This window comes from Kribbella pittospori (assembly GCF_004331465.1).
Taxonomy (GTDB): domain Bacteria; phylum Actinomycetota; class Actinomycetes; order Propionibacteriales; family Kribbellaceae; genus Kribbella; species Kribbella pittospori.
In genome coordinates this window covers 116,209-135,568 of record NZ_SJKB01000011.1, presented here as the reverse complement: position 1 = coordinate 135,568, position 19,360 = coordinate 116,209, and the positions used below count along the sequence as shown (strand labels likewise).

Annotated in this window: 16 protein-coding genes; 9 read left to right on the top strand and 7 right to left on the bottom strand. The window is 69.1% G+C overall.

The window, feature by feature from the left end; genetic code table 11:
• Positions 1-1,023, top strand: a complete 1,023-nt coding sequence (locus E0H73_RS31460; protein ID WP_131362404.1) for a GTP pyrophosphokinase — start codon at positions 1-3, stop codon at positions 1,021-1,023.
• On the opposite strand, the gene E0H73_RS31455 is transcribed toward E0H73_RS31460, so the two are convergent.
• Entirely contained in the window at positions 1,010-2,431 is a 1,422-nt protein-coding gene (locus E0H73_RS31455) for an MFS transporter (RefSeq protein ID WP_131362402.1), read from the bottom strand. The two genes, E0H73_RS31460 and E0H73_RS31455, sit on opposite strands and share 14 nt — an antisense overlap.
• 191 nt (positions 2,432-2,622) lie before the next feature.
• Between E0H73_RS31455 and E0H73_RS31450 the strand changes: the two genes are divergently transcribed.
• The 3 genes from E0H73_RS31450 to E0H73_RS31440 all read left to right on the top strand — a co-directional run bounded on the left by E0H73_RS31450 (position 2,623) and on the right by E0H73_RS31440 (position 8,052).
• Positions 2,623-4,389, top strand: coding sequence for an ABC transporter ATP-binding protein (locus tag E0H73_RS31450; RefSeq protein WP_131362400.1), 1,767 nt, complete (start codon positions 2,623-2,625; stop codon positions 4,387-4,389).
• On the top strand, positions 4,386-6,197 hold the full coding sequence (locus tag E0H73_RS31445) for an ABC transporter ATP-binding protein (RefSeq protein WP_238164395.1): 1,812 nt from the start codon (positions 4,386-4,388) through the stop codon (positions 6,195-6,197). The genes E0H73_RS31450 and E0H73_RS31445 overlap by 4 nt, the downstream gene beginning before the upstream one ends.
• A 64-nt stretch (positions 6,198-6,261) precedes the next feature.
• Complete coding sequence (locus E0H73_RS31440; RefSeq protein ID WP_202867646.1) at positions 6,262-8,052, top strand: S9 family peptidase; 1,791 nt, start codon at positions 6,262-6,264, stop codon at positions 8,050-8,052.
• Here the strand turns inward: E0H73_RS31440 and E0H73_RS31435 are convergent.
• The 3 genes from E0H73_RS31435 to E0H73_RS31425 form a co-directional block, all read right to left on the bottom strand.
• Positions 8,045-8,953, bottom strand: coding sequence for a S66 peptidase family protein (locus tag E0H73_RS31435; RefSeq protein WP_131362396.1), 909 nt, complete (start codon positions 8,951-8,953; stop codon positions 8,045-8,047). The genes E0H73_RS31440 and E0H73_RS31435 overlap by 8 nt on opposite strands.
• Before the next feature lie 10 nt (positions 8,954-8,963).
• Positions 8,964-12,335 (bottom strand): phosphodiester glycosidase family protein, encoded by a 3,372-nt coding sequence (locus tag E0H73_RS31430; protein WP_238164394.1) that lies wholly within the window; start codon positions 12,333-12,335, stop codon positions 8,964-8,966.
• A gap of 148 nt (positions 12,336-12,483) precedes the next feature.
• Positions 12,484-12,807 (bottom strand): rhodanese-like domain-containing protein, encoded by a 324-nt coding sequence (locus tag E0H73_RS31425; RefSeq protein ID WP_131362392.1) that lies wholly within the window; start codon positions 12,805-12,807, stop codon positions 12,484-12,486.
• A gap of 117 nt (positions 12,808-12,924) precedes the next feature.
• On the opposite strand from E0H73_RS31425, the gene E0H73_RS31420 reads away from it, so the two are divergent.
• Positions 12,925-13,734, top strand: a complete 810-nt coding sequence (locus E0H73_RS31420; protein ID WP_131362390.1) for a hypothetical protein — start codon at positions 12,925-12,927, stop codon at positions 13,732-13,734.
• A 96-nt stretch (positions 13,735-13,830) separates the two neighbouring features.
• On the opposite strand, the gene E0H73_RS31415 is transcribed toward E0H73_RS31420, so the two are convergent.
• Positions 13,831-14,688 carry an Fpg/Nei family DNA glycosylase gene (locus tag E0H73_RS31415; RefSeq protein WP_131362388.1) on the bottom strand — a complete coding sequence of 286 codons (858 nt, stop codon included), beginning with the start codon at positions 14,686-14,688 and terminating at the stop codon, positions 13,831-13,833.
• A gap of 149 nt (positions 14,689-14,837) precedes the next feature.
• On the opposite strand from E0H73_RS31415, the gene E0H73_RS46090 reads away from it, so the two are divergent.
• A complete protein-coding gene (locus E0H73_RS46090; RefSeq protein WP_165553432.1) occupies positions 14,838-14,978 on the top strand; it encodes a hypothetical protein in 141 nt (46 codons plus the stop codon).
• A 3-nt stretch (positions 14,979-14,981) separates the two neighbouring features.
• Here E0H73_RS46090 and E0H73_RS31410 read toward each other — a convergent pair whose 3' ends face one another.
• Positions 14,982-15,803, bottom strand: coding sequence for a class I SAM-dependent methyltransferase (locus E0H73_RS31410; RefSeq protein WP_131362386.1), 822 nt, complete (start codon positions 15,801-15,803; stop codon positions 14,982-14,984).
• 127 nt (positions 15,804-15,930) lie between these two features.
• On the opposite strand from E0H73_RS31410, the gene E0H73_RS31405 reads away from it, so the two are divergent.
• Complete coding sequence (locus tag E0H73_RS31405; protein WP_131362384.1) at positions 15,931-17,109, top strand: DUF418 domain-containing protein; 1,179 nt, start codon at positions 15,931-15,933, stop codon at positions 17,107-17,109.
• 74 nt (positions 17,110-17,183) lie between these two features.
• Here the strand turns inward: E0H73_RS31405 and E0H73_RS31400 are convergent, their stop codons facing one another.
• Entirely contained in the window at positions 17,184-17,453 is a 270-nt protein-coding gene (locus E0H73_RS31400; protein WP_238164393.1) for a hypothetical protein, read from the bottom strand.
• An 82-nt stretch (positions 17,454-17,535) separates the two neighbouring features.
• Between E0H73_RS31400 and E0H73_RS31395 the strand changes: the two genes are divergently transcribed.
• Positions 17,536-18,489, top strand: coding sequence for a GlxA family transcriptional regulator (locus E0H73_RS31395; RefSeq protein ID WP_131362380.1), 954 nt, complete (start codon positions 17,536-17,538; stop codon positions 18,487-18,489).
• Positions 18,490-18,555: 66 nt separating this feature from the next.
• Positions 18,556-19,251: a PadR family transcriptional regulator gene (locus tag E0H73_RS31390; protein WP_131362378.1), complete on the top strand. Its 696-nt coding sequence runs from the start codon at positions 18,556-18,558 to the stop codon at positions 19,249-19,251.
• Positions 19,252-19,360 lie beyond the last annotated feature (109 nt).

Here is a 19,360-nt window from a genome sequence, read left to right as displayed (position 1 = left end):
ATGGTTGGGCGGGTGGAGTGGGCTCGGCAGGCGGGAGCCCTGTACGAGCGGATGCATCAGCAGTACGTCGGTGGTGCCCGCAAGCTCGAGGCGCTCATCGACGAGCTGATCGGTGACGAGGAGGGCATCAACTACCTCAGCGCGACCGCTCGGGCGAAGGATCCGGAGTCGTTCCTGGACAAGGCGTCGAAGCCGCGCCCCGACGACCCGACGCGACCGAAGTACGACGACCCGCTGAACCAGATCACCGACCTGGTCGCGGCCCGGGTGATCACGTTCCTGGCCGAGGCGGTGGACCGGGTCTGCGAAGTGATCGAGGCCGAGTTCGAGATCGTCGAGCACACCGACATGGGTGCGCACACCCGGGCGCAGGGCGTGTTCGGGTACGCCAGCAAGCACTACCTGGTCCGGCTGAACGTGACGCGCCGCGAGCTGCCGGAGTACGCCGTACTGAAGAACCTGGTGATGGAGATCCAGGTGCGGACCGCGGTCCAGCACGCGTGGGCCGAGTTCGAGCACGACATCCGGTACAAGCTGGACATCCCGCCGGACCGCAAGCCGGAGTTCGACCGGCGGTTCCTGCTGGCGGCGGCACTGATGGAGCTGGTGGACAACGAGTTCACCGAGATCGACCGGCTCTACCGCGAGCTCGCGGCGGCCGAACCGGACAAGACTCCGCGTGACCTGACCACGGCGACGTTGACGACGTACCTGACCCGCCGCTACCCGGACGCGCCGCACGCCAAGACCAACCACTACACGTGGATCCTCGGCATCCTGGCCCGGCTCGGCGTCACCACCGAGGAGCAGCTCACCGAACTCCTGACCGGCATCGACAGCTCCGCGGTCCAGGCCGCGATGACCCACCGCTTCCCGGCCGGAACGGTCCGCCGACTCGACGACGACTTGCTGGCCGCGAAAGGCATGGCGTACGTCGACCTGTTCCCGGACGAGGAACGCCGCCAGAAGATCCTCCGCGGCCGCCTCAAAGCACTCACCCGGGCCGGGATCACCGAGTCCTGACCAGGTCCTCCGCGACGGCCTCGGCGGTACGACGGGCCCAGGCGCCGGTGGTGATGAGACCGAGCACGACGACCAGTACGCCGCAGCCGGCGATGACGAACCAGCAGAGCTTGGCCGCCTCGACGAAGCCGGTCTCCAACGTGCCGACCAGACTGGCGGTGAGGATCGTGCCCGCGATCGCCACGCCCAGCGAGGCGCCGACCTGGCGGCTGGTCGACGCGATCGCCGCGGCGACGCCGGCCTGGGAGCGCGGCATCCCGGACACCGCGGCGTTGGTGATCGGGGCGTTCAGCATCCCGAAGCCCAAGCCGAAGATCAGGTAGCCGACCAGCAGCATCGCGGTCGACGTGGTCAGACTCAACCGCGACAGCACCAGCCCGGAGACAGTAAGCATGCTCCCGGCAACGACCAGCGGCAGCCGCGGACCGCGGTGCCCGACGAGCCAACCGGAGATCGGCGCGAACACCACAGTCATCGCCGCCATCGGCAGTGTCAGCAACCCGGCATGCAGCGCCGAGAACCCGCGCACCGACTGCAGATAGAGCGAGTTCAGGAACAGGAACCCGGACAGCGCCGAGAACCCCGCGACCGCGATCAGCGTCGCACCCGAGAACGGCGCACTCCGGAAGAACCGCGGCTCCAGCAACGGCTGCTCGCGTCGCCGCTCGTAGAACACCAGGGACACCAGGGACCCGACCGTCACCACGAAGCACCCGATGATCAGCGGCGAGGTCCACCCGGCCGACCGGCCCTCGATGATCCCGTACGTCAGCGTGCTGAGCAGCAGCACCACCAGAATCTGCCCGACCGGATCCATCCGCCGCGGCACCGCGGCCCGCGACTCCGGCACGAACCGCGCCGTCATGAGTACGGCGAACAGCGTCACCGGAACGTTGATCCAGAAGATGAACCGCCAGCCCGCCGCGTCGACGAGCGCTCCACCGACCACCGGCCCGACGGCCATGCTGAGCCCGACCACGCCACCCCAGACCCCGATCGCCTGGGCCCGCTCGCGGGGGTCGGTGAAGGTGTTGGTGATGATCGACATCGCCACCGGGTTGAGCATCGAGCCGCCGATCGCCTGCAGCATCCGGAACCCGATCAGCAAGCCGATGGTCGGCGCGATTCCGCACAGCAGCGACCCGAGCCCGAACACCACCAGCCCGGCCTGGAACGTCCGTCGCCGGCCGACCCGGTCCGCGGTCGAGCCGGAGACCATCAGCAGGCTGGCCAGCACCAGCGTGTACGCGTCGATGGTCCACTGCAGCTCGGACACCGAGGCGCCCAGCTCGGACCGGATCGCCGGCAGGGCCAGGTTCACGATGGTGGAGTCCAGGCCGACGATGAAGAGGCTGGAGCAGCAGATGCCGAGGATCAGCAACCGCCGCCTGCGCGTCAGTTCCTCCACCCGGCTCCCTCCGACACCATCTACTTGAAGACTGTACAACCGCCCGGCCGGCCGCGATTTCCAGTGGCTCAGCCCCCGGGATCGGCCCGGGCCGAAAACGGTTGGCGGACTGTCGGCGGCCCCGCCTAGGCTTGATCCATTCGCCTGGTCAGGTGCCTTCTCCATCCTTCTATGCCTCTTTGTGAGACGTCATGTCCCTGCGCCTCATTCCGTTCGCCGACCCGGGTGTGCCGGACACCCGGTCCGGTCTCCGACTCATCATCTGGCTGGAGCACCAGCAGCTGCGCGGGCAAGCCCTCGCCGTGTTCTGGGGGCTGCTCTATTTCGGCGGTATCGCCGCCGCTCCGGTCGCCGTCGGTCTCGCCGTACAGGCGGTCATCGACCTGTCCTGGCCCAAGCTGATCCTGGCCGGGGTACTGCTGCTCGTGTTCGGTGCGGCCAAGGCCGGCGCCGACTCGTTCTTCCACCGCGCCGTGGTGACCAACTGGATCAGTACGGCGGCACGCCTGCAGCAACTGCTGTTCCGCAAGGCCGCGGAGCTGGGTTCGCTGCTCACCCGCCGGATCGCTGCCGGTGAGGTGGTCGCCGTGAGCAGCGGCGACGTCGAGAAGATCGGCTGGTTCGTCGAGGTGCTCGGCCAGTTCGCGGCCGCACTGCTGACGTGCTTCGCCGTGGTGATCGGGCTGCTGTTCTACGAGCCGCAGCTCGGCCTGGTGGTCGCCATCGCCGTTCCGGTGCTGGCGTTCTCGATCGTCCCGCTGATGGGGCCGGCCGAGCGTCGCGCCGACGTGCAGCGGGCCAAGGGCGGCCGCGCGACCGAGCTGGCCGCGGACACCGTGGCCGGTCTGCGCGTACTGCGTGGCATCGGTGGCGAGCAGCTGTTCCTGGATCGCTACCGCGACGCCTCGCAGGACTACCGCGCCAGTGCGGTCCGCAGTGCCCGGATGTGGTCGCTGATCGCGGCTTTCCAGGTGCTGCTGTTCGGACTGTTCCTGGTGATGGTCGTCTGGATGGGTGTCCGGCTGGTGACGTCCGGCCGGATCACGGTCGGCGAGCTCGTCACGACGTACGGGTTCATCACGTTCATGCTGGTGCCGCTGCACACGTTCGAGGAGACGGCGAGCGCCTTCATCTTCTCGAAGGTGTCGGCTCGCCGGGCCGCGCGCGTGCTGGCGCTGCAGCGGACCGACGAGACCATGGGCACCGCCGAGGCCCAGCTGCCCGAGGGCGACCTGCTGGACCCGGTGACCGGCCTGCACGTGCCGGCCGGGAGCTTCACCGCGGTCGTCTGCGGTGACCCGGACGCGGGCGGTCGGCTGGCTGATCGCCTGGGCGGTCACAGCCCGGGTGCCGAGGAGATCCAGGCGTCCGTGCTGCTGGACGGCGTACCGCTGGACGACATCCCGTTGGAGTCCGCCCGGACCGTCGTACTCGTGCAGGACAAGGACCCGGTGTTGCTGTCCGGGACGGTGCGTGAGCTGTTCGACGTACCGTCCAGTGGAGATGTCTCACCGGAGACGGCACTCGACGCCGCGCAGTGCGAGGACATTCTCGACGTACTGCGGCAGACGCTGCCGGCTGGTGTCTCGGACCCAATGCAGGCTGTGCTCACCGAGCGCGGACGGTCCCTGTCCGGCGGGCAGCGGCAGCGAGTGGCACTGGCCCGTTCGCTGTACGTCGACCCGCAGGTGCTGGTGCTGGACGAGCCGACCAGTGCGGTGGACGCGCACACCGAGGCCCGGATCGCCGACGGTCTGCGACTGCTGCGGGGCGGCCGGACCACTGTGGTGTTCTCCTCCAGCCCGCTGATGCTGGACCGCGCAGAGCGCGTCGTGTTCGTGCCGGAGGGCCGCGTCGAGGCGGTCGGGACGCACCACGAGCTGGTGCACACCAACCCGCGCTACCGCGCGGTGGTCACCCGTGAAGACGAGCCAACCTTCGAGGAGGAGTCCGCGTGAGGAGCCTGATGGTGAACTCGCTTCGCTCGTTCACACGCCCCGAGTACGACCCGGCGGAGCCGCAGGAAGCGGCGCGGCTGCCGGTGGCAGGCAGCGCGACGGTGCGCGCCTATCTGAAGATCCTGTTCCGACGGCACCGCCGTGCGTTCGCCTGGCTGACGCTGGTCAACACAGTGGCGGCGCTGAGCGGGATGGTCGGGCCCTGGCTGCTCGGCAACGTGGTGGAGAAGCTGTCGCAGGGCAAGACCGACGTCGACCTGCCGTACGTCGTGGTCGGCTTCCTCTGCGCGCTGCTGGTGCAGACGGTGTTCGTCAGGCTGACCCGGTTGCGTGGTGCGGTGCTCGGCGAGGAGATGCTCGCCGACCTGCGCGAGGACTTCCTGGTCCGCGCGGTCGGGCTGCCGCCGGGAGTCCTGGAGCGGGCCGGGACCGGTGACCTGCTGTCCCGGATCACCACGGACATCGACCGGCTCTCGCACGCGATGCGGGACGCCGTACCGCAGCTGACCATCGCTGTGATCTGGGCGGGGCTGCTGATCGGTGCGTTGATCATCACCGCGCCGCCGCTGGCCGTCGCCGTTGTGATCGCGATGCCGATCCTGATCATCGGCGCTCGCTGGTACTTCCGCCGTGCGCCTTCGGCGTACCGGTCGGAGGCCGCTGGGTACGCCGCGGTGGCCTCAGGCCTCGCTGAGACCGTCGACGCCGGCCGGACTGTCGAGTCGCACCGGCTCGGCGACCGGCGGATCAACCTTGGCGACACCCGGATCGGTCAGTGGGTGGCGTGGGAGCGGTACACGCTGTACCTGCGGATGATCCTGTTCCCGGTGATCAACATGACCCACACGGTGGCGCTGGCCGCGGTGCTGGTGATCGGTGGCGGCTTCGCCATCCAGGGCTGGCTCACCGTCGGCGCCCTCACCACGGGTGCGCTGTACATCCAGATGCTGGTCGAGCCGGTCAACATGATGATCCGCTGGTACGACGAGCTCCAGGTCGCGCAGGTGTCCGTGGCCCGGCTGGTCGGGGTCCGTGAGATCGAGGCGGCCGCGGCCGACGAGCAGGCCGAGCCCGAGGGCCGACGGGTGCTCGCCGACGAGGTGCGGTTCGGCTATCTGGAGGGTCGCGACGTCCTGCACGGCGTGACGCTCACGGTCGAGCCAGGCGCTCGGGTTGCGCTCGTGGGACCTTCCGGTGCAGGGAAGTCGACTTTGGGCCGGTTGCTGGCCGGCATCTACTCGCCGCGGCTCGGTGACATCACCTTGGGCGGTGCTGCTCTCGACAAGATGTCGGCCGAGCAGGTTCGGAGTCATGTGGCGCTGGTCAACCAGGAGCACCACGTGTTCGTGGGCAGCGTCCGGGACAACCTGCGGCTGGCTCGGCCGGAGTCGTCCGACGCTGACCTCTGGGCGGCGCTGCGCTCGGTCGACGCCGACGGCTGGGTCGCCGGGTTCGACAACGGGCTGGACACCGAGGTGGGTTCCGGTGGGATCTCGCTGACGCCGGCGCAGGCGCAGCAGGTCGCACTGGCCCGGCTGGTGCTGGCCGACCCGCACACGCTGGTTCTGGACGAGGCGACCTCGTTGATGGACCCGCGGGCAGCGCGACACCTGGAGCGGTCGCTGGCCGGCGTACTGGAAGGCCGGACCGTGGTGGCGATCGCGCACCGGCTGCACACCGCGCACGACGCGGACGTGATCGCGGTCGTCGAGGACGGCAAGATCGTCGAGCTCGGCGGCCACGACGAACTGGTCGATGCCCAGGGCCCCTATGCGGCGCTCTGGCACTCCTGGCACGGCGATCGCTGAGGCCAGGCTCCGGGGGCAGGCCGTTGGGCCTGCCCCCGGACCTGTCGCGTGTGAGGATGAACCTGTGCTGACAACGCTGTTCTCACTCCCGTCCACGACCGCGCTCGATGTGAACGACGAGGGTGCACTGCTCGTGCTGTACGACGGCAGCGGCACCCGGCAGGTGCACCACGTGGCACCGGACGGGACCTGGCGGGCGTTGACCGCGCTGGACGACACCGTCCGCGGTGCACGGTTCGTCCCCGAGAGCAGCAAGGTCGTCGTCGAGCACGACGACGGCGGCAGTGAGCTCGGTCAGCTCTCACTGCTCGACCTCGACGAGCCCGGGCTCCCCACTCTGACCCCGCTCGTCCACGACCCGGAGTACGTCCACCACCTGGTCGATGCCAAGCCCGGCCGCGTCCTGTTCACCACGAACCGGCGCAACGGCACTGACTTCGACCTGGTCGCCCACGACCTGGGCAGCGACAGGGACATGGCCCTGTACGACGGTGGCGGCTGGGTGATGGGGGTGGCGCCCTCCCCGGACGACAAGTGGGTGGTGCTGTCCCTGGCCAGCGCCCCGGCGAACTCCATCCAGCTTCTCCTGGTCGACACCGGCACCCGGTCCGTCACCGAGCTCACGCCGTACGACGCGCACAACGACCAGGCGGCGGTGTCCTGGCTGCCGGACTCGACCGGGTTCCTGGTGTCGACGAACGCGGACCGGGACCGGATGGCCCTGCGTCGGTACGACCTTGGTGACCGGGCGTGGAACGACGTACTCGTGGACGACTCCCGCGATCTGGCCGGCTGGGCCTCTCCCAACGGCGAGGACCTGCTGGTCGGCGTACTGCACGACGGCGAGGTGTCGCTGGCCCTGCATCGGCTCGACGACGGCTCCGAGGTCGCTCCGGTCGGTCTGCCCCCGGGTGGTTGCGCCGGGCTGCTGATGCTGACGCCTGATCCGCACTGGTCCCCGGACGGCTCGTTCGCGGCGATCACGTACAGCTCGCCGGTCTGTCCTCCGACCGTGTTCCGCTACGTCCCGGCGTCAGGGGAGCTGCTGGCGGTGCGGCCACCGGAGATGCCGGAGCCGCCGGCGCAGCTCACGCATCCGGAGAGCCTGCTGGTGCCGTCGTTCGACGGTGAGCAAGTGCCGGTGTTCGTGTTCCGGCCGACCGGCCCGGACCTGGGGACCACCATCGTCCACGTGCACGGCGGTCCGGAGGGCGCGGCGATGCGCAACTGGGTTCCGGTCGTCTCCGCCCTCGCCGCCGATGGCCACACGGTCGTCGTACCGAACGTGCGCGGGTCGGCGGGGTACGGGAAGCGGTGGTACTCGCTGGACGACCGGGAGCTGCGGCTGGACTCGGTGAAGGACCTGGCCGCGATCCACGCGTGGCTGCCGACGATCGGCTCCGACCCGAAGCGGTCCGCGCTGTGGGGCGGCTCGTACGGCGGCTACATGGTGCTGGCCGGGCTCGCGTTCCAGCCGGAGCTGTGGGCCGCCGGTGTGGACATCGTCGGGATCGCCTCGCTGGTCACGTTCCTGGAGAACACCTCGGACTACCGACGCGCGATGCGTGAGCGCGAGTACGGCTACCTCGCCACCGACCGGGAGTTCCTGGAGTCCGCGAGCCCGTTGAACCGGGTCGACGACATCCGGGCGCCGCTGTTCGTCATCCATGGCGCCAACGACCCGCGGGTGCCGCTGTCGGAGACCGAGCAGGTCAGCGACGCGCTGACGAAGCGCGGCGTGCCCTGTCAGGTCCTGGTGTACGACGACGAGGGCCACGGCCTGGCGAAGCTAAAGAACAAGCTCGACGCGTATCCGAAGGCGTTGACGTTCCTACGGGATCACCTGGTCAGCTGAACAGCGGTGCGAGCGTCCCGGCGGTAGCGTCCAGCCGCGCCGCCAGTCCGAGCGGTACGGCGAGGTTCAGGTCCTCATGCCCGATCGCGGCACCCTCGACCATCGGCAGACCGAGCGGCTCCAGCCGATCGCGCATCACTGCGTTCACCAGGTCGGAGTCGTCCGCCCCGCTGAAGTCGCCGATCACCAGCCCGGTGACGCCCGCGAACCAACCCGAGCGGAGCAGCTGGGTCAGCAGCCGGTCCACACGGTAGGCGTCCTCGCTCACGTCCTCCAGCACGACGATCCCGGTCGGCGGCGCGTAGGTCGGCGTACCGATGCTTGCCGCGAGCATCGCCAGGTTGCCGCCGCGCAGCAGTCCTTCGGCGACGCCGCCGACCACAGTCCGGGCGCCTGCGGGCGCCAGGAGGTCGGTCACCCTCTCAGGCTCGAACAGCAGCTCGCGCAGCCGCTCCCGGCCGTCCGCTGCGCCCAACTGCTCGACGGCCGCTGCCATCGGTCCGTGGATGGTGACCAGTCCGCGCGCGTTCAGCGGCTCGTGCAACGCGGTGATGTCGCTGAACCCGATGAACCACTTCGGTACGGCGACCAGCTCGTCGAAGTCGACGTACTCGAGCATCCGCTGAACGCCGTACCCACCGCGGGCGCAGAACACGGCGGCGAAGCGTGAGTCCAGCCACGCCGTCCGCAGGTCCTCGGCCCGGGCCTTGTCGTCGGCGGCCAGGTAGGTCAGCCGCTCATGCCCGGCCAGCACCGACGGCATCACCTCGACCTCGAGGCCCCATGCCTTGAGGTGCCCGGTCCCGATCTCCAGCCGCTCCGCCTCGACCCGACCGGATGGCGCAACCACAGCCACCCGGTCCCCAGCCTGCAGCTGTGCGGGCACCCTCACGTCAGTCACGCGCGGAACGCTACCAAGTGACCTCGATCGTGCTGCTCTTGGAGACGCCGTTGACGGTGACACCCAGCTGGATCGTGCCCGGGCGGATGCCGGTCACCTTGCCGGTCGCCGGGTCGTACGACGCGACAGCCCAGAACGGTGCGGTGTTGGCCGGACCGATGTGGAGGAGCGCCGAGCCGAACCAGTCGGACGACACCGGGAACGCGACCGGCACCCGGCGTTCGTCCTGCACCACGGTCGCGGCCACCGTGCCCGTCTCACCTCGGTGCAGCGTCGCAGGCGCCGCGAGCTCGAGCGAGTCCACGTGCGGCCGCAGTTCGACCTGGAACCAGGACCGCTCGGGCGCCGACCACTTCCGCTCGCCGGCCGGAGCCGCCGTGGCCTTCGGGTCGATCCCGACCAGCGCCCAGCCGGTGAAGCCACCCGCGTCCGGCGCAGCGGCCGGGCTCTTGCCCGAGTTGCCGGTCAGCGGCAGCAGTACGCCGTCAGTCCGGGTCGCGGCGAACGTCCCGGCATGCGCCGCCATGTACGCCGCTCCCTTGCCGGTCTGCGCGCGGAAGTCGGCCAGCCACTTCACCAGCATCGCGGCCTCCTTGCGGTCGCCGAGCTGCGAGTTGGCCGTCGGGGACGGGTCGTCGATCGGGTGGTGCGCCATCACCACGACGTTCCGGATCGACTTGTTCCGTGCCGCGTCGTCGAGTTGGGCGCGCAGGTCGCGGATCTGGTCGAACCCACCGGCCCGCAGCGAACCGAGCGACGAGTCGCGCAGGATGAACCGCGTGCCCTTGTGGTCGAAGGTGCTGGTCGGCGACCCGAACACCTTGCTCCACTCGGACAGGTCACCCGGTCCGTAACTCTCGTGGTTGCCGGGCACATAGTGCACCGGCACCGTGCCGGCCACCTCCTCGTCGATGATCTGCTTGGCCAGCGCGATGTCGTTCGGGAAGGCCCGGTCGACGAAGTCGCCGTTGATCACCAGGAAGTCCGGGTGCTGCGCGAGTGCCTCGCGGATCGTCCGCCGAGCCTGCTTCACGTAGTCGGAGTTCGGGTCGTCGGAGGTGAACTGCGCGTCCGACATGACCGCGAACCGCCAGCGGCCGGCGCCTGTCACCGTGCCGTCCGTGACGACCATCGGGTCGATCACCTTCGCCGGCGGCTGCACGGTCACCGGAGGCGCGCTGCGCACGGTCAGGTCGTCGATGATGATCCGGCCCGAGTACTGCCGGGTCGGCACGGTCTCCACGACGTAGATTCGCCAGAACCGCAGCGGCATGGCGAGACCGGGTGGGATGTCCGCCTCGACGTACTTCCAGCCTGTCCAGTCCACGGTGGCCGCGAGGTTCAGCGTCTGCGCGGTGCCACCGGCAGCGTCGTACGCGTTCGCCCGCAGCCATGCACCCTTGCCGTCGCCGTAGACCCAGGCGCCAAGCTTCTGCGGCTGCCCAGGCAGCGTCTGCTGCGGCGTCTGCGAGAGGTACGCCGCTCGCGTCGCCGTACTGCCCGTCAGCGAGTAGTCGAGCGCGATCGCCTGGCCGCCGTCGTGGCCCTCAGCCGCCGACCGCGAGGCCGTCGCAGCACCGACCGGTACGGCGTTCGCGGCCCACTTGGTCAGGTCGTCGACCTCGTCCACGACCGTGCTGGTCAGACCGGCGGTGACACTGAGCTGCGTGGTCAGGTCACCGACCTCGGCCGTGACCACCGTCGAGACCGCATCGTCGCTGAGCACGTTGACTTCGAACCCATTGCCCTTGGCAACCACCTTGACGACGGCCGGGTCGTAGGTCAATGTGACGTCCCGCGGCTCGATCCAGGTGGAGAACCCGTCGGCGTCGTACCCGTCGACCTCGAAGATTCCCTTCGCGGCAGAGTCCGCCAACGACACCTGCCGCGTCGACGGTGCCAGGCGGGTCGGCGTACCGAGGACCGTCATGGGGAACCTCCCGTTCGCCGAACCGCGAGCCGCCGTGACCACCACGTCGCCTGCCCGTCGGCCCGTCACCACACCCTGCTGGTCGACGCGGACATTGCTTCCGGCGAACCAGTACGGCGTACCTGTCGCGGGAGCGTAGGTCTCGTCGTGGCCGGTGGCGGTGAGGACGCGACTGAGGCCGGTGAGGACGCGGGAGCTGCGCGACAGATCGGCGTCCGGGCCATCGGCCGCCGTACCCAGAGCCTCGACCTGATAGCCCTTGAGCTTGCCGGAGCCCTTCACCGGAAGGAGTCCGAGACCGTTCGGGATCAGGCGCTCGCCACCGTCGGACGGGTCGTTCACGACGTGCGGGCCGGCCTCACCGGGCGAGCGGGCCAGCATCGTGGACGAGCCGCCGCCGTCGAGGTTGAGCGCGTCGTCGGCACCGAGGCCGATCATCAGCACGCCCATCTCCTTGAGCGACAGCCCACGGGACCCGGTCGCCCGGCCGTCGACGGTCAGCAGGAACATCCGGCTGCCGTCCTTGTCGAAGCCGACCGCCGTCCGCGGTGCCAGGTCGGCGTCCGGTACGTCGGCGGGGACCACACCGTCCTTAGCCAGCTGGTAGTTGCCGCTGATGCCAACCGCAACGTTCGCGGCATCCGGGCGCAGGCCGTACTCGACGTCGACCTTGTCGCCGACCTCGAAGGCGGTCAGGGCGTCGGCTCCGGCCTCCCGGCCGATCAGCGCCTGCTCGTTCGCGGCCAGCGGGGTGGTGCCCGGAGTGGCGGCTGAGGAGACGACCACGCCGTCGCGAAGGATCACCTCGCGTACGGTCGGCAGGCCGTCGACGGTCCGGGTCCGGGCCGCGTCACCCCACTCCGGCGTGTAGAGGCCGATGCCGCCGGAGTTGACGGCCGGCGAGTTCAGGTTGGTCAGCTCGAGCTTGGTCGCGTCGTCGTCGGTCGCGCTGCCCTGCAGGAAGAGCTGTGCGATCTGACCCAGGCCGTCCTTGCCGATCACCGCGGTGTCGTTGTGGCCGGCGGCCGGCGCGTTGATCAGCCGGCCGTCGCGCTGGATGCCGACCCCGAGCGGCGCGGTGGTGTCGTTGATGTCGAAGAAGTCGCCGTTGACGCCGGCGATCGCACCTCGGCTCGCCAGTTGCCGGCTGAGCGGCGTACCGCCGGAGACCTTGCCGGTGTTGACGTAGTCGACCGTCACCCCGTGCTTGTCCAGGTCGGTGGTGAGGATGTCGCCGCGCTGCCAGCCCTTGGGGTCCAGGCGCTCGAACGACGTGTAGTTCACGCCGGGCGCGACCGGGCTGTCCTCCCGCGTCGTCAGTACGCCGTCACCGGCGATCCCGGCATCCGGGATCGGGCCGTCTGTTGTCTGCGCGTGGGACGGGCTGACCATGACACCGGCCAGCAGGCCACCCACGCCGATTGCTGTGGTCAAGGGACGGAAGAGCGACACGGGAGCCTCCCCAACGTGGACGGACGCGGCCATCCGACGCGGTGCGCTCTACCGCCACCTGAGGCACAGGTGTACGCCGGTCAACCGACCGGTGACAAAGTAACGTCTCCAGCGGCTGACCGGAAGGTTTTCTTCTCTACTGATCGGATCAGTTGGTGCTGACCGGGCGCCCCGACACCTGCCACGCGTGCATGCCACCGTCCAGGTTGATCGCCTCGCGGCCGATCGAGTTCAGGAACTGGGTGGCCATCCCGGACCGGCCGCCGACCGCACAGACGCAGAGCACCTTCTGGTCCGCCGGCACCTCGCCGACCCGCTGCTGCAGGTCGCCGAGCGGGATGTGCACGGCGCCCTCGATGTGCCCGCGGTCCCACTCGTCCGGCTCGCGGACGTCGAGCACGAACGCCTCCGCCAGCAAGGTGTCGTCGAGTTCGGCCACCACGACCGAGGGGATCTGCTGATTCTGGAACATGCCTCCGATCATTCCAGACGCCGGTGACGCGATCCGGCCATGGCGGGTCGAGGGGTGGAAATCGCGTTGACACCGGCAGACCCGATTGCGGAACGTAGATCGCAGGAGGCGGCGGCGTTGGCACTGATTCAGGGCATCCCCGGCGAGTTCGGGCCGCAGCCGTGGGGCGAGGCGATCCTGCGGAACGGCGAGCTCCTGCTGCTCCGGATCACCCGCCGTCCCCCGAACCACGAGGTCCGGCTACCGGGCCTGGCGACCACGCCGCGGCACGTGGTCGAGGACGGCACCGGCAGGGCGCTGACGTGGCGGCACGACGGCGACGACCTGCTCGTCCGCCTGCCCGAGTCCACCGAGCGCGCCGTCGTCCGGGTCTCGCTGGAGGGCAAGCTGCGGATCGTCCCGCCGGACACGGTCACCGCCAACGCGGACGGCGTCTGGGACCTCACGCCGGCCGGTACGACGGCCCACCTCGTCGCCCGCCGCTCCGCGGACGTCGCCGTACGCGTCTTCGGCGAGGCGACCGGCGAGATCGAACTCGCTAACCAATCGCTGCCCATCCATCACCTCGGGCGCACCATCGGTCCCTTCCAGGTGCCGGCCGGCCTCGTGGTTCCACTGACACTTCCGCCCGGAGTACGGCGGGTGCTCGTCGCGCCGGTCGGTACCGTGCTGGCGTCGATCCATGCCTGCGGTTCGGCCGGCGAACTGGTTGTCCGCGTCACCAACTTCGGCCGCACGGTCGCTCAGGGGGAGGTCGAGCTGGCGCTGCCCACCGGGATCTGCCGCTGGACCTTCGAAGAGCTGGAGCCCGGCGGGTCGACGGGTTGGACCGCCGCGATCAACGGACGGCCGGGCGTGTACGTCCTCGAAGCCCGGCTGGACGCCGGGCGCCGCTCGGCCTCGTCTCCGTATTCGATTCACCTGTGATGGGTTGAACTCCGGACGACGAGCGGTACGCCGACGTTGCTGTCGACACCGAACTCGGCCGACGTGAAGACGATGTTCGACCTGATGACGACGTAGCTACTTGAGCAGCTTGGACAGGCGGCGGTCGGCGAGCGGCTTGCCGCCTGTCTGGCAGGTGGCGCAGTACTGCAGCGAGGAGTCAGCGAAGCTCACCTCGCGGACGATGTCACCGCAGATCGGGCACTTCTGGCCCTTGCGGCCGTGCACCCGCAGGCCGGACTTCTTCTCCGACTTCAGGTCCTGGACGGCGAGCCCGGCGGACCGGTCGACGGCGTCCTGGAGGGTTTCGCGCATCGCGTCGTACAGGGTCTTCAGCTCGTCCTCGGACAGATTCGAGGCGGGCTTGAACGGGCTCATCTTCGCGACGTGCAGGATCTCGTCGGAGTAGGCGTTGCCGATCCCGGCGATGACCGACTGGTTCCGCAGGACGCCCTTCAGCTGGACCCGGCCCTGGCGTTTGAGGATGTCGCTGAAGTCGTCCAGCGACAGCGTGAACGGATCCGGCCCGAGCCGCGCGATCCCTGGGACCTCGGCCGGGTCGCGGACGACGTACACCGCGAGCTTCTTCTGCGTGCCGGCCTCGGTCAGGTCGAACCCGGACCCGTCGTCCAGCACGGTCCGCAGCGCGATCGGGCCCTTCCCCGGCCGGATCAGCCCGGTCGACTGCTCCTCCCGCCACCGCAGCCAGCCGGCCCGCGCCAGGTGGATCACCAGGTGCACACCCTGAGCCTCGATGTCCAGGAACTTCCCGTGCCGCTGGACGTCGTCGATCAGCAGCCCGACCAGCGACGAGATCGGCGGATCGTACGTCTTCAACGCACTGATCGCGGTGATGTCCGCACGCACGAACGCCCGGCCGACGGCTCGCTCCCGCAGGAACACCGCCAGCGACTCCACCTCCGGCAACTCTGGCACCGTCCCAGTGTGCCCGAAGCCAGGGACAGTGTCTCCGCTCTTCCCACCCCGCCGCCCCGGTCAGGTTCCGGGTTTCTCCGGTGAATCACCTATTGGAGACAGTTGTTCCGGGCCGCTACCGTCGGTGGCAACAGGATAGGGAGGCCCTCATGGGGTTTGTGAAGACGTTGGTGAAGGGTGCCGTCGTCGCCAAGCTGGCCCAGATCGCGCAGCGTGAGCTGAGCAAGCCGGAGAACCAGCGGAAGATCAAGGAAGCGTTCCAGAAGGTGCAGCAGCGCCGCGCGCACTGACGGTCACCGGTCGCGGTGGGCCTGGAGGGTGTAGGTGGCGGGGAGCCGGTGCGGGTTCTCCGTCAGGCGCCACTCTCCGGCCTCGTCCTCGGTCATCAGGCCGGGGAGGGCGTTCCAGGGCGCGCTGTCGTGCTCGGCGAGTGAGTCGAAGATCAGCCCGGCCCGCTGAAGCGCCGTGATGATTTCGGACAGTCCGTGGTTCCACTCGTGCGTGACGGTGGTGGCGAACTCGACGTCGGTCTCGACGTACGTCCCGCCCTCGTCCCACACGATCGGCTCGGTGGTCTCGAAGTAGGGCCACTTCAGCACGGCATCTTCCGGGCCTGAGTCCAGCGCCCACAGCATCGGGTGGCCCTCGCGGATGAACAGCCGTCCGCCCGGCTTCAGCAGCCCGGCCACCGTGTCGGCCCAGCGCTGGATGTCCGGCAGCCAGCCCAGCGCGCCGATCCCGGTGAAGACGAGGTCGTACGACGCCGCGCCCAGCACCTCGACCGCGTCGTACACGTCAGCCACATGGAAGTCGACCGGCAGCCCGAGCCGGTCGGCCAGCGATTGCGCCTGCTCGATCGCCGGCTGGGAGAAGTCCAGCCCGCTCATCCGCGCGCCCAGCCGGGCCAGCGACACCGTGTCGGTGCCGATATGACACTGCAGGTGCACAGCCCGCAGCCCGGACACGTCACCGAGCCGCGGCAGATCGAACCGCACCACCTCACTGAGGTACGCCGGATCCTTCTCGAACTCGGCCACGTGGTAGCTGGGCGACGCCACATGCGCCGGCACCCGCTCATCCCAGTTCGCCCGATTCACATCCCGGTAGTCGGTCACGCGCCGTACTGTCGCACAACCGAGCCAGGCGATCCCACGGGTTTATCGCGAGGTAGGTGAAAGTCCACCCCTAGGGGAGGGGGCAGGGTGAGTGTGTCCAGGCGCTGGTGTTGGTGTGCTGGAGCACATGAGCCAGGGACTCGATCGGACGCGGATCCAGGACATCGACGCGCTGCGTGGTTTCGCCCTGCTGGGCATCTTGATCGTCAACATCACCTTCGCCGCCTCGGGCTTCCCGATCCACCTGGCCGAGGATCCGGCGTACCAGTCGTGGCTGGACCAGACGGTGCACTGGTTGTCGGCGACGTTCGTGGACATGAAGTTCTACCTGCTGTTCTCGTTCCTGTTCGGGTACAGCTTCCAGTTGCAGATGGAGGCGGCGCAGAAGGCCGGCGCCGCGTTCAAGCCGCGGATGCTGCGGCGGCTCGGCGGCCTGTTCGTGATCGGGGCACTGCACGGGATCTTCCTGATCACCGGTGACATCCTCAGCGTCTACGCGCTGATCGGCCTGGTCCTGCTGGGCATGCGGCGGGTGTCGGACCGGACGGCGCTGATCGTGGCCGGCTCCATCTATGCCTACCTGTTCATCACGCTGGGTGCGGCGGCGCTGTTCATGGACACGTCGGCAGTCCTCGACCCGACCACCGCTGTCGCCGCGGCACAGCAGACCGCGGCCGACCTGGCGGGATCATTCGGCGACGTCATCGGCGAACATGTCCGGGCCATGCCGACGTACGGGCTGTCGCTGCTGACCGTGCAAGGTCCGACGACTCTGGCTGCGTTCCTGATCGGCATGGTGCTCGGCCGCCGACGGATGCTCGCGAACATCACCGGCACCGAGGCAGTACTCCGGCTCATCCAAGGGCTCGGCTTCACGATCGGCATCACCGGCGGGATCATCTACGCATCCGCGGGCGGCAACGGCGACACTGGCGCCGTACTGGCCAGCGTGCTGACCGCACCGTTCCTCACCGCCGCGTACGTCGCAACGCTGCTCAGGGTCATGCACTCCGACCGCGGCCAGGACGTCCGCCGAGTGCTGGCACCGGCCGGGCGGATGGCACTGTCCAACTACCTGGGTCAGTCGGTAGCGATGGTGCTGATTTTCACCGGCGTCGGACTCGGCCTGGTCGGGCAGGTGTCTCCGCTTGCGACGCTGGGCATCGCGGTCGCGATCTTCGCCGGACAGGTGGTGCTGAGCCACCTCTGGCTGAACCGTTTCGGCTACGGACCCGTGGAAGGCGTACTGCGGGCGATCACCAACGCCACCGCACCGACGTGGCGGCGCCGGCTCAGCAGGGTTTGATCAAAGCAGGTGGGGTTTGATCAAACAGAAGGCCCGCCAGGGGAGTCCCCTGGCGGGCCTTTCCGGTGTATCGGTCAGGCCGCGTGGCGGCCGTGAGGCGTGGTGAGACGGGCCCGGCGGATCGTGTGCACGGAGCCGGTGGTCGTCACGGGCTTGTGGTTGAAGGGTTCGGCCTTGCCGCCGAGGGCGAGCAGGTCGAGCTTGGTCCGGGCCACGTCGCGGTCGTCAGCGACCCAGGAGCCGTCCGGACCGGTGGACAGACCGGTCGAGTGGCGCCTGTTGCTGAACTCCAGAGCCGCGATCACGGCCAGCACGAGTACTACGAAAACGATGTATCCGGTCATGGCAGTAATCATGCTACCAACTAGATCCCGCCACCACTGGCACTATTGACATAGTTCCACAAATTACTGCCATACTGGCTCCATGCTGGAAAAGATCGCGGTCGTCCTGATGGAGGACGTCGCCATGTTCGAGTTCGGGGTGGTGTCGGAGGTGTTCGGCCTCGACCGGACCGATGACGGTGTGCCCGCGTTCGACTTCAAAGTGTGTTCGACCACGCCCGGCCAGCCACTGCGGAGCAGCAGTCACTCCGCGGTGATCGCGCCGTACGGGCTGGAGGAGCTCGAGGACGCCGACCTGGTCGCGCTGCCGGCGACGACCTGGCGGGAGGAGTACGACGAGCGCATTCTCGACGCGCTGCGGCGGGCCGAGGCCCGTGGGGCGATCCTGCTGACGGTCTGCTCGGGCGCGTTCGTGCTCGGCAAGGCGGGTCTGCTGGACGGGCGTCCATGTACGACGCACTGGCGCTACGAGAAGAAGTTCCAGGAGCAGTTCCCGCTGGCGAAGCTGGACGCGGACGTACTGTTCGTCGACGACGGCAACATCATCACCAGCGCCGGCACCGCGGCCGGGATCGACGCCTGCCTGCACCTGGTCCGCCGCGAGCTCGGCAGTGCGGTCGCGACCCGGATCGCCCGGCGGATGGTCGTCCCGCCCCAGCGCGACGGCGGCCAGCGCCAGTACGTGGACGTCCCGGTCCCGGAGTCGTCGAGTGAGAGCCTGCAGCCGGTGCTCGACTGGATGGTCGACAACCTGACCATCGAGCACACCGTGCCCGCACTGGCCCGGCGCGCCCAGATGTCCGAGCGCACCTTCGCTCGCCGCTTCGTCGCCGAGACCGGCACCACGCCGCTCAAGTGGGTCACCACCCAGCGCGTCCTCCGCGCCCGCACCCTCCTCGAGCAGACCCGGATGGGGATCGAGCAGATCGCCGCCGAATCGGGCTTCGGCACAGCAGCCCTACTCCGCCACCACTTCCGCCGCGTCGTCGGCGTACCTCCGCAGGACTACCGGCGCACCTTCCAGACCGCCAGCTGAATACTTGACATCGGATACCCTCCAGCTAATACTCGATTTCGAGTAGTCGAGATCGAGGAGGGGCTGATGGCCAAGCGGAAGGTCGGGAATCCCCTGGCGTTCGCCGTGCTCGGGAGTCTGGGCGAGCGGCCGATGCACCCGTACGAGATCTCCACGCTGCTCCGGGCCCGTGGCAAGGACCAGAGCATCAAGCTGAACTACGGCTCGCTCTACTCGGTCGTCGCGGCGCTGGAGAAGAACGGCTTCATCGAGGCGCTCGAGACGGTCCGGGACGGCAATCGCCCGGAGCGCACGGTGTACCAGATCACCGGCACCGGGCAGGCCGAGTTCGACGACTGGCTGACCGAACTGGTCGGCACGACCACCCGCGAGTTCCATCCCCTCGAGGCCGGCCTGGCGTACCTGCCGGCCCTGCGACCCGACCGCGCGGCCGAACTGCTCGAGCAGCGCGCCAAGTCGATCGACGCGGACATCGAGAAGACGACCGCACTGCACGAGCAGATGGCGTCGATGGACTTCCCGCGGATCTTCTGGGTCGAGTCGGAGTTCCGGCTCGCCCTGCTCAAGGCCGAGTCGGAGTACGTGCACCAACTCGCCGAGGAGATTCGCGCCGACACCCTGGGCGGCTCCTCCTTCTGGCGCAAGGCCTGGAAGCTCTTCGAGGAGAAGGGCATCACCCCGGCCGAGCAACTCAAGGACCCGGTCAAGTACTTCGGGACCGAATTCGAGTGGATGCGGGCGATGCCACCGGAAGCGCAGTAACAGTACGAGACGGCCCCCGACCCACGGTGCGGCAACACCCGGGTCAAGGGCCGCAGTTCCTCGAGTCGGTCCGAAGACCTGGCACCCAAGGCGCAACCATCAGGATAGC